The sequence below is a fragment of the Lysinibacillus sp. COL-1 genome (assembly GCF_059814265.1).
On the sequence record NZ_JCAWSJ010000003.1, the window covers coordinates 418,666 to 429,372 of the forward strand.

At 43.7% G+C, this 10,707-nt stretch carries 7 protein-coding genes, 3 rRNA genes and 1 riboswitch; all 10 genes read left to right on the top strand.

The annotated features are described in order from the left end of the window. Positions 1-408: 408 nt before the first annotated feature. Positions 409-1,960: ribosomal RNA gene (locus AC6BKE_RS06400) — 16S ribosomal RNA — on the top strand. Positions 1,961-2,330: 370 nt separating this feature from the next. Further along, a 23S ribosomal RNA gene (locus tag AC6BKE_RS06405) occupies positions 2,331-5,258 on the top strand. A 186-nt stretch (positions 5,259-5,444) separates the two neighbouring features. Next, a 5S ribosomal RNA gene (gene rrf, locus AC6BKE_RS06410) occupies positions 5,445-5,560 on the top strand. Together the 16S, 23S and 5S rRNA genes form the textbook arrangement of a ribosomal RNA operon. Before the next feature lie 120 nt (positions 5,561-5,680). Next, on the top strand, positions 5,681-5,956 hold the full coding sequence (locus AC6BKE_RS06415; protein ID WP_036124085.1) for a hypothetical protein: 276 nt from the start codon (positions 5,681-5,683) through the stop codon (positions 5,954-5,956). Positions 5,957-6,098: 142 nt separating this feature from the next. Next, positions 6,099-6,293, top strand: coding sequence for an NETI motif-containing protein (locus AC6BKE_RS06420; protein ID WP_089934989.1), 195 nt, complete (start codon positions 6,099-6,101; stop codon positions 6,291-6,293). Between the two features lie 93 nt (positions 6,294-6,386). Beyond that, positions 6,387-6,485, top strand: a riboswitch (purine riboswitch). 209 nt (positions 6,486-6,694) lie between these two features. Further along, entirely contained in the window at positions 6,695-7,183 is a 489-nt protein-coding gene (gene purE / locus AC6BKE_RS06425; RefSeq protein WP_089934991.1) for a 5-(carboxyamino)imidazole ribonucleotide mutase, read from the top strand. Continuing rightward, positions 7,180-8,304, top strand: a complete 1,125-nt coding sequence (gene purK / locus AC6BKE_RS06430) for a 5-(carboxyamino)imidazole ribonucleotide synthase (RefSeq protein WP_036124076.1) — start codon at positions 7,180-7,182, stop codon at positions 8,302-8,304. Before purE ends, purK begins: the two co-directional genes overlap by 4 nt. A 13-nt stretch (positions 8,305-8,317) precedes the next feature. After that, complete coding sequence (gene purB, locus AC6BKE_RS06435) at positions 8,318-9,613, top strand: adenylosuccinate lyase (RefSeq protein ID WP_036124073.1); 1,296 nt, start codon at positions 8,318-8,320, stop codon at positions 9,611-9,613. 130 nt (positions 9,614-9,743) lie between these two features. Continuing rightward, positions 9,744-10,454: a phosphoribosylaminoimidazolesuccinocarboxamide synthase gene (gene purC, locus AC6BKE_RS06440; RefSeq protein WP_089934996.1), complete on the top strand. Its 711-nt coding sequence runs from the start codon at positions 9,744-9,746 to the stop codon at positions 10,452-10,454. A gap of 2 nt (positions 10,455-10,456) precedes the next feature. Beyond that, on the top strand, positions 10,457-10,705 hold the full coding sequence (gene purS / locus AC6BKE_RS06445) for a phosphoribosylformylglycinamidine synthase subunit PurS (RefSeq protein ID WP_036124064.1): 249 nt from the start codon (positions 10,457-10,459) through the stop codon (positions 10,703-10,705). Positions 10,706-10,707 lie beyond the last annotated feature (2 nt).

The following is a 10,707-nucleotide window of genomic DNA, read 5'->3' on the forward strand; positions in this document are numbered from 1 at the left end:
ATAACACGAAACTATTTTGGGGTTTAAGACATTCAAAATAGAGCATAGCCTAAACAAATCAAGTTATTAATTTTCTACATTATATAGAAGAAACTTGATTTCGAATAAATAAGAATAGTTTTACTTCAATGAAACTCTTGCAAACTTATTTTTAAGATGATATATTTAAACACGTTGTTACGAGATAAACGAACAACTAAAAAATATTAACATAAACGGTTGACATGAATTTAACATTATGTTAAATTATAAAAAGTTACTTGATGTAACTATTAAATGAACCTTGAAAACTGAACAAGCAAAACGTAATCAATAAAGTTTCAAATAACTAGCTTTGCTTAGTGAACGAAACAAAATTTTGGACATCAAAATGATGCCAGCAAAACAATTTGAGCTATTCAAATTTCTTTTATGGAGAGTTTGATCCTGGCTCAGGACGAACGCTGGCGGCGTGCCTAATACATGCAAGTCGAGCGAACAGAGAAGGAGCTTGCTCCTTCGACGTTAGCGGCGGACGGGTGAGTAACACGTGGGCAACCTACCTTATAGTTTGGGATAACTCCGGGAAACCGGGGCTAATACCGAATAATCTGTTTCACCTCATGATGAAACACTGAAAGACGGTTTCGGCTGTCGCTATAGGATGGGCCCGCGGCGCATTAGCTAGTTGGTGAGGTAACGGCTCACCAAGGCGACGATGCGTAGCCGACCTGAGAGGGTGATCGGCCACACTGGGACTGAGACACGGCCCAGACTCCTACGGGAGGCAGCAGTAGGGAATCTTCCACAATGGGCGAAAGCCTGATGGAGCAACGCCGCGTGAGTGAAGAAGGATTTCGGTTCGTAAAACTCTGTTGTAAGGGAAGAACAAGTACAGTAGTAACTGGCTGTACCTTGACGGTACCTTATTAGAAAGCCACGGCTAACTACGTGCCAGCAGCCGCGGTAATACGTAGGTGGCAAGCGTTGTCCGGAATTATTGGGCGTAAAGCGCGCGCAGGTGGTTTCTTAAGTCTGATGTGAAAGCCCACGGCTCAACCGTGGAGGGTCATTGGAAACTGGGAGACTTGAGTGCAGAAGAGGATAGTGGAATTCCAAGTGTAGCGGTGAAATGCGTAGAGATTTGGAGGAACACCAGTGGCGAAGGCGACTATCTGGTCTGTAACTGACACTGAGGCGCGAAAGCGTGGGGAGCAAACAGGATTAGATACCCTGGTAGTCCACGCCGTAAACGATGAGTGCTAAGTGTTAGGGGGTTTCCGCCCCTTAGTGCTGCAGCTAACGCATTAAGCACTCCGCCTGGGGAGTACGGTCGCAAGACTGAAACTCAAAGGAATTGACGGGGGCCCGCACAAGCGGTGGAGCATGTGGTTTAATTCGAAGCAACGCGAAGAACCTTACCAGGTCTTGACATCCCGTTGACCACTGTAGAGATATAGTTTCCCCTTCGGGGGCAACGGTGACAGGTGGTGCATGGTTGTCGTCAGCTCGTGTCGTGAGATGTTGGGTTAAGTCCCGCAACGAGCGCAACCCTTGATCTTAGTTGCCATCATTTAGTTGGGCACTCTAAGGTGACTGCCGGTGACAAACCGGAGGAAGGTGGGGATGACGTCAAATCATCATGCCCCTTATGACCTGGGCTACACACGTGCTACAATGGACGATACAAACGGTTGCCAACTCGCGAGAGGGAGCTAATCCGATAAAGTCGTTCTCAGTTCGGATTGTAGGCTGCAACTCGCCTACATGAAGCCGGAATCGCTAGTAATCGCGGATCAGCATGCCGCGGTGAATACGTTCCCGGGCCTTGTACACACCGCCCGTCACACCACGAGAGTTTGTAACACCCGAAGTCGGTGAGGTAACCTTTTGGAGCCAGCCGCCGAAGGTGGGATAGATGATTGGGGTGAAGTCGTAACAAGGTAGCCGTATCGGAAGGTGCGGCTGGATCACCTCCTTTCTAAGGATTATTTCGGAATACAAACCTAGGGTTTGTAAGATTACGTTTTGCGTTCAGTTTTGAAGGTTCATTCTTCTTGAATGAATTACTTCTAATTATGTGCTCCTGTCGCTACGCTTTCGTCGCAAAGCTGCGAGTTGTATAAGCAGGCAGTAGCTTTGTTCTTTGAAAACTGGATAAAACGACATTGAAATTGTAACAAACACATTTATTTTTTTAAGTTTTTTTATAGGCTTAATAACATTAAGAGGGTTTCAAGACACGAGCAGTTCTAGGAAGCAATCGAGTGAATGAAGGAGCGTACTTGAGTACGTGACTGATTGAACGAGTGAAGCTGACAACGAAATGTGATGTGTATTGAAAGCCGTTAGGTTAAGTTATTAAGGGCGCACGGCGAATGCCTTGGCACTAGGAGCCGAAGAAGGACGGCACTAACACCGATATGCTTCGGGGAGCTGTAAGTGAGCTTTGATCCGGAGATTTCCGAATGGGGGAACCCACTACGTTTAATCGCGTAGTATCTTGACGTGAATACATAGCGTCTTGAAGGCAGACCCAGGGAACTGAAACATCTAAGTACCTGGAGGAAGAGAAAGAAAAATCGATTCCCTGAGTAGCGGCGAGCGAAACGGGAAGAGCCCAAACCAAGAGGCTTGCCTCTTGGGGTTGTAGGACACTCAATACGGAGTTACAAAAGAGCGAGTTAGATGAAGCGACTTGGAAAGGTCCGCCAGAGCAGGTAAAAGCCCTGTAGTCGAAAGTTCGTTCTCTCCTGAGTGGATCCTGAGTACGGCGGAACACGTGAAATTCCGTCGGAATCCGGGAGGACCATCTCCCAAGGCTAAATACTACCTAGTGACCGATAGTGAACCAGTACCGTGAGGGAAAGGTGAAAAGCACCCCGGAAGGGGAGTGAAAGAGATCCTGAAACCGTGTGCCTACAAGTAGTTAGAGCCCGTTAATGGGTGATAGCGTGCCTTTTGTAGAATGAACCGGCGAGTTACGATTACGTGCGAGGTTAAGCTTTAGAAGGCGGAGCCGCAGCGAAAGCGAGTCTGAATAGGGCGAAATAGTACGTGGTCGTAGACCCGAAACCAGGTGATCTACCCATGTCCAGGGTGAAGGTAAGGTAACACTTACTGGAGGCCCGAACCCACGCACGTTGAAAAGTGCGGGGATGAGGTGTGGGTAGCGGAGAAATTCCAATCGAACTTGGAGATAGCTGGTTCTCTCCGAAATAGCTTTAGGGCTAGCCTCGTGATGAGAATACTGGAGGTAGAGCACTGTTTGGACTAGGGGGCCATCCCGGTTTACCGAATTCAGACAAACTCCGAATGCCAGATATTTATACACGGGAGTCAGACTGCGAGTGATAAGATCCGTAGTCAAAAGGGAAACAGCCCAGACCACCAGCTAAGGTCCCAAAGTAATCGTTAAGTGGAAAAGGATGTGGCGTTGCACAGACAACCAGGATGTTGGCTTAGAAGCAGCCATCATTTAAAGAGTGCGTAATAGCTCACTGGTCGAGTGACGCTGCGCCGAAAATGTATCGGGGCTAAACGATTCACCGAAGCTGTGGATTGACATCTACGATGTCAGTGGTAGGAGAGCGTTCTAAGTGCGTTGAAGTCAGACCGGAAGGACTGGTGGAGCGCTTAGAAGTGAGAATGCCGGTATGAGTAGCGAAAGACGGGTGAGAATCCCGTCCACCGTATGACTAAGGTTTCCTGAGGAAGGCTCGTCCGCTCAGGGTTAGTCGGGACCTAAGCCGAGGCCGATAGGCGTAGGCGATGGACAACAGGTTGATATTCCTGTACCACCTCCTCACCGTTTGAGAAATGGGGGGACGCAGTAGGATAGGGTAAGCGCGCTGTTGGTTATGCGCGTCCAAGCAGTAAGGCGTGTGTGTAGGCAAATCCGCACACTGTAACGTTGAGCTGTGATGGCGAGTCCGTATGGACGAAGTTCCTGATTTCACACTGCCAAGAAAAGCCTCTATCGAGGTGAGAGGTGCCCGTACCGCAAACCGACACAGGTAGTCGAGGAGAGAATCCTAAGGTGTGCGAGAGAACTCTCGTTAAGGAACTCGGCAAAATGACCCCGTAACTTCGGGAGAAGGGGTGCTCTTGAGCGTGCAAGCGCATGAGAGCCGCAGTGAATAGGCCCAGGCGACTGTTTAGCAAAAACACAGGTCTCTGCAAAACCGTAAGGTGACGTATAGGGGCTGACGCCTGCCCGGTGCTGGAAGGTTAAGAGGAGTGGTTAGCGCAAGCGAAGCTGCGAATTGAAGCCCCAGTAAACGGCGGCCGTAACTATAACGGTCCTAAGGTAGCGAAATTCCTTGTCGGGTAAGTTCCGACCCGCACGAAAGGCGTAACGATCTGGGCACTGTCTCAACGAGAGACTCGGTGAAATTATAGTACCTGTGAAGATGCAGGTTACCCGCGACAGGACGGAAAGACCCCGTGGAGCTTTACTGTAGCCTGATATTGAATTTTGGTACAACTTGTACAGGATAGGTAGGAGCCAGAGATCTCGGAGCGCCAGCTTCGAAGGAGGCGTCGGTGGGATACTACCCTGGTTGTATTGAAATTCTAACCCATGCCCCTTAGCGGGGCAGGAGACAGTGTCAGGCGGACAGTTTGACTGGGGCGGTCGCCTCCTAAAAGGTAACGGAGGCGCCCAAAGGTTCCCTCAGAATGGTTGGAAATCATTCGTAGAGTGTAAAGGCACAAGGGAGCTTGACTGCGAGACCTACAAGTCGAGCAGGGTCGAAAGACGGGCTTAGTGATCCGGTGGTTCCGCATGGAAGGGCCATCGCTCAACGGATAAAAGCTACCCCGGGGATAACAGGCTTATCTCCCCCAAGAGTCCACATCGACGGGGAGGTTTGGCACCTCGATGTCGGCTCATCGCATCCTGGGGCTGTAGTCGGTCCCAAGGGTTGGGCTGTTCGCCCATTAAAGCGGTACGCGAGCTGGGTTCAGAACGTCGTGAGACAGTTCGGTCCCTATCCGTCGTGGGCGTAGGAAATTTGAGAGGAGCTGTCCTTAGTACGAGAGGACCGGGATGGACACACCGCTGGTGTACCAGTTGTCTTGCCAAAGGCATCGCTGGGTAGCTATGTGTGGACGGGATAAGTGCTGAAAGCATCTAAGCATGAAGCCCCCCTCAAGATGAGATTTCCCATTACGCAAGTAAGTAAGATCCCTCAAAGACGATGAGGTAGATAGGTTCGAGGTGGAAGTGTGGTGACACATGGAGCTGACGAATACTAATCGATCGAGGACTTAACCAAAAACGTTTGAAACATTCAATGAACCGTTTATCCAGTTTTGAAAGAATAATTTCTTTTATGAAGGGTTTCAAAATACGAGTAGTTCGAGGAAGCAATGAGAGAGGAAAGGAGCGTACTCAAGTACGTGACTGACTGAAGGACAGAAGCTGACGAAGAAATGCGATGTATATTGAAAGCCGACCATAGTCTAGTGATGATGGCAAAGAGGTCACACCCGTTCCCATACCGAACACGGAAGTTAAGCTCTTTAGCGCCGATGGTAGTTGGGGGCTTCCCCCTGTGAGAGTAGGACGTCGCTAGGCAATTTAAAAAGTCATGGATATATTCCATGGCTTTTTTTGTTTTATGAAATATTCATAAAATGCTATAATAAATTAAATTATATACATATTGATTGATCTTGATTCATAGGAGGAATCAAAATGAGGCGTAACCTTTTTACGGCTATTTCGATCTTGAGTCTACTACTTATATTCTTTCTGTTTGGTTATGATTCAACGAAATGGTATGGAGGCTTTTTTACATTTCTCTATCAAGTCAATATGTTTATGCCCTTTATTTTAGGTGGTTTAGGCATTGTTAGTGCTCTCTTAGGCATTAAAGGCTATCGCATGGTTCTTGTTGTCCTTCATTCATTCCTACTATTATTATTTTTAGGTATCTATTTTAAAGCTTTTTATGGATTTAATGAACCTTAATTGAAACTGCGGATATGAATCTGCAGTTTTTTCTATTGAAAGAACCTCATTATATGTTCTTACATACTTCTTTAAGCAACAAAAGGTATAATGTAATACAAGTAGTAAATATGTAAAACGTGAAGTGGAGAGGAAGAAAAAGTTGGGGAAAAAGCAAATTTGGTATGAGGTACAAGAAAATGAGTCGATCGAGGATTGTTTAGCAAGAATGCAGCAGGATGGTTTCATGGCCATAGGGCGAAAAGAAGAGCCGCTTTTTCATATAGTAGATGGTGAACCAGCCTTTTTGCGTCAAAAAATTCAATTTAAAGCTATACCTACTCAAGATACTGAATAAATTTGACCAAAAACCGAACGTTTTTTTTACGCTTATAAAAAACGTTCGCATTTTTGCATTGACGATAAGGCAATCCCTTGTTAAAATGTGATAAGGAAAAACAAATAAATCCCACATATATGCTAGAGGATTGGCTCTAGTGTCTCTACCCGGCACCGTAAATGCTGGACTATGCGGGAAAGCACTTTTGGCATATTACGAGAAGATCCTTGTGCAGTTATGTACATGGAGATATTCTTGTCTTACTAAGTCCTCAAGTAAACTGCTTTCACGTGTAATAGTAGAGAGTAGTTTATTTGGGGATTTTCTTTGTAAATAGATAAAAATTGCAGTAGCTATTAATAATAGAGGCTTGCACAATAATTGATCATTTTTCTATCGTTTAAAAGGAGCGACAATTTATGAATCCGAAAATCGGTGTCATTATGGGTAGTTCAAGTGACTGGGAAACAATGAAACATGCATGTGATATTTTAGATGAATTACAAGTACCGTATGAAAAAAAGGTTGTATCTGCACATCGTACACCTGATTTAATGTTTGACTATGCAGAGACAGCTCGTGAGCGAGGACTACAAGTAATTATCGCTGGGGCAGGTGGAGCTGCACATTTACCTGGAATGGTAGCAGCTAAAACAACATTACCTGTCATTGGTGTACCAGTTCAATCACGTGCACTTAACGGACTCGATTCATTATTATCTATCGTTCAAATGCCTGGTGGTGTACCTGTAGCAACTGTAGCGATTGGCAAAGCGGGAGCAACAAACGCAGGATTACTAGCAGCTCAAATTTTGTCAACAACAGATGCTGTACTTGCTAATAAATTAGATGCTAGACGTGAAGCAACGAAGCAGCAAGTATTAGAAAGCACAGGTGACTTAGTGTGACGAAGATTATTTATCCTGGACAAACGATAGGTATTATAGGCGGAGGACAACTTGGTCGAATGATGGCGCTTGCTGCAAAGGAGTCAGGTTTTAAAGTGGCTGTTCTTGAGCCTGCAATGGACTCGCCGTGTGGGCAGGTAGCTGATATTCGTATTGTAGCTCCATATGATGATGAAGCTGCTTTAGAAGAACTTGCAGAAGTAAGTGATGTTATCACTTATGAATTTGAAAATATTGATTATGAAGGCTTAAAGCGCTTATCACAAATGGCTTATGTTCCTCAAGGAGCAGAGTTGGTACGTATTACACAAAACCGTATAACAGAGAAAGACGCTATTGTGAAGGCTAGTTGCCCAGTAGCACCATATATTGTTGCAAAAACTTATGAAGAATTAGTAGCCAATATTGATTCGATTGGTTATCCTTGTATAGTCAAAACAGCAAGAGGTGGTTATGATGGCAAGGGACAGCAGCTTTTAAAGTCAACTGAAGATTTACCTTTAGCGAAAGAACTATTCACACATTCTCAATGTATTGCAGAAGGTTTTGTTCCTTTCCTAAAGGAAGTATCGGTCATTGTTCAAAGAAATGGTCATGGTGAATCGTATTGTCAGCCAGTTGGAGAGAACATTCATGTTCATCATATTCTGCATGAAACAATTGTGCCTGCTCGCATATCTGAAAGCACAGCTCAAGCTGCGGAACGAGAAGCTTTAAAAATTGCAGATTACTTACATTTAGTAGGAACGCTAGCAGTAGAAATGTTTGTGTTAGAAGATGGTAGCATTGTTATTAATGAATTAGCACCAAGACCTCATAATTCTGGTCATTATTCAATAGAAGCGTGTAATGTTTCACAATTCCATCAGCATATTCGTGCTGTTTGTGGTTGGCCATTACGTAAGCCAGAACTTTGGGCGCCATCCATTATGGTCAATGTATTAGGGCAGCATGTCGTGCCACTCAGTAACTCAATTGCTAAATATCCTGAATGGTCCATCCATCTTTATGGGAAAGCTGAAGCTAAGGTAAACCGTAAAATGGGCCATGTAACGATTATGACAAAAAGCTTAGAGGAAACACTACAACAAATCGAGAGTTCTGGCATTTGGTCAGAATAGAAGGAGAAACGCGATGATTGAACGTTACACAAGACCCGAAATGGGCGCAATTTGGACAGAACAAAATAAGTACCAAGCTTGGCTAGAGGTTGAAATTTTAGCATGTGAGGCTTGGGCAGAGATAGGCGATATTCCAAAAGAGGATGTTGCTAAAATTCGTGAAAATGCTTCATTTGATGTGAATCGCATTTTAGAAATTGAACAAGAAACACGTCATGACGTTGTAGCCTTTACGCGTGCCGTTTCGGAAACACTTGGGGAAGAGCGTAAATGGGTACATTATGGTTTAACTTCTACAGACGTAGTAGACACAGCACTTTCTTATTTAATCAAACAAGCAAATGATATTTTGCGCAAGGACATCGTGAATTTCATTGATATTATTGCGGCTAAGGCAAAAGAGCATAAACATACGGTGATGATGGGACGTACACATGGTGTTCATGCAGAACCAACAACTTTTGGTTTAAAACTTGGTTTATGGTATGAGGAAATGAAGCGTAACCTTGAACGTTTTGAAGCAGCAGCCAAAGTAATTGAAACAGGAAAAATGTCTGGAGCTGTTGGAACATATGCCAATATCGATCCTCGTGTTGAGCAATATGTTTGTGATCAACTAGGTCTTGCTGCATCACCGATTTCAACACAAACTTTACAGCGTGATCGCCATGCGCAGTATTTAGGTGCATTAGCTTTAGTTGCTACATCAATTGAAAAATTCGCAACAGAAATTCGCGGCTTACAGAAATCTGAAACGCGTGAAGTAGAAGAAGCTTTTGCAAAAGGGCAAAAGGGCTCATCCGCAATGCCACATAAACGTAATCCAATCGGTTCTGAAAACATGGTTGGGATGTCTCGTTTAATGCGTGGATATATGGTGACAGCTTATGAAAATGTAGCTTTATGGCATGAACGTGATATTTCTCATTCATCTGCAGAGCGCGTTATTTTACCGGATGCAACAATTACTCTTAACTATATGCTTAATCGCTTCGGTAATATTGTGAAAAACTTAACAGTATTCCCTGAGAACATGAAACGTAACATGGAACGCACATATGGTCTTATTTATTCTCAACGCATCTTATTAGCATTAATCGATAAAGGATTAGTACGTGAGGAAGCTTATGATACAGTACAACCTTTAGCAATGCAGGCATGGGACGAGCAAGTTCAGTTCCGTACATTGGTCGATGCAAGTGAAAAAATCACATCTTATTTAACACAAGAAGAGCTGGATGAGTGCTTTGATTATAACTACCACTTACAGCATGTTGATATGATTTTTGAACGACTAGGACTTAACTAATATTTATTTAGCCATCTAAAAGTAAATGTTAGAGCCACCAGTAAATGTTTCAGAGTTGAATCGTGGAGACACGATTCAATTCTGATCATTCATAACAAGCGTATCTCATAATATCAGGGGGAAAAACGACATGACTAAAGGTCAACTTTTGTATGAAGGTAAAGCAAAAAAATTGTTCACAACAGAGGAGCCAAATGTGCTACTAGTTGAGTACAAGGATAGTGCAACAGCATTCAATGGCGAAAAAAAAGAAGAAATTGACGGCAAGGGCATTTTAAATAATCGCATTACTTCATTAATTTTCGAAAAATTACAAGCAAACGGAATTGCGTCACATTTCGTAAAACAATTATCAGATACACAACAACTTGTAAAAAAAGTAGAAATTATTCCGATTGAAGTTGTTGTTCGTAATATTGCCGCAGGAAGTTTAGCAAAACGTCTTGGTCTTGAAGAGGGAACAGCCTTAAAACGACCAATCGTAGAATTTTACTATAAAGACGATGCGTTAGGCGACCCACTCATTACGACAGAACATATTGACGTTCTGGATCTTGCGACACCTACTGAAGTAACAGCCATTTATGATGGAGCACTAGCTGTTAACAAAGTTCTACAGCCAATCTTTGCAGATATCAATGTAACATTAATTGATTTTAAATTAGAGTTTGGCCGTGATATGGATGGCAATGTATTATTGGCAGATGAAATTTCACCAGACACATGCAGACTTTGGGATGCAACTACAAAGCAAAAGTTAGACAAAGATGTTTTTCGTCGAGACCTTGGTAATTTAACTGAAGTTTATACTATTATACTTTCTAGACTCGGAGGCAAATAACAATGAAAAAAGTAAAAATCTATGTAACATTACGTGAGAGCATTCTTGATCCACAAGGCTCTGCAGTACAAGGTTCTTTAGCTAAAATGGGCTACGGTGAGGTAGAAGATTTACGTATCGGTAAATATCTTGAGCTAACTCTTAAAGACTCAGAACGTGACATTGATACTCTAGTAAAAGAAATGTGTGAAAAGGTTTTAACGAACGTTGTAATTGAAGACTACCGTTTTGAAGTCGAGGAGGCTAACTAATC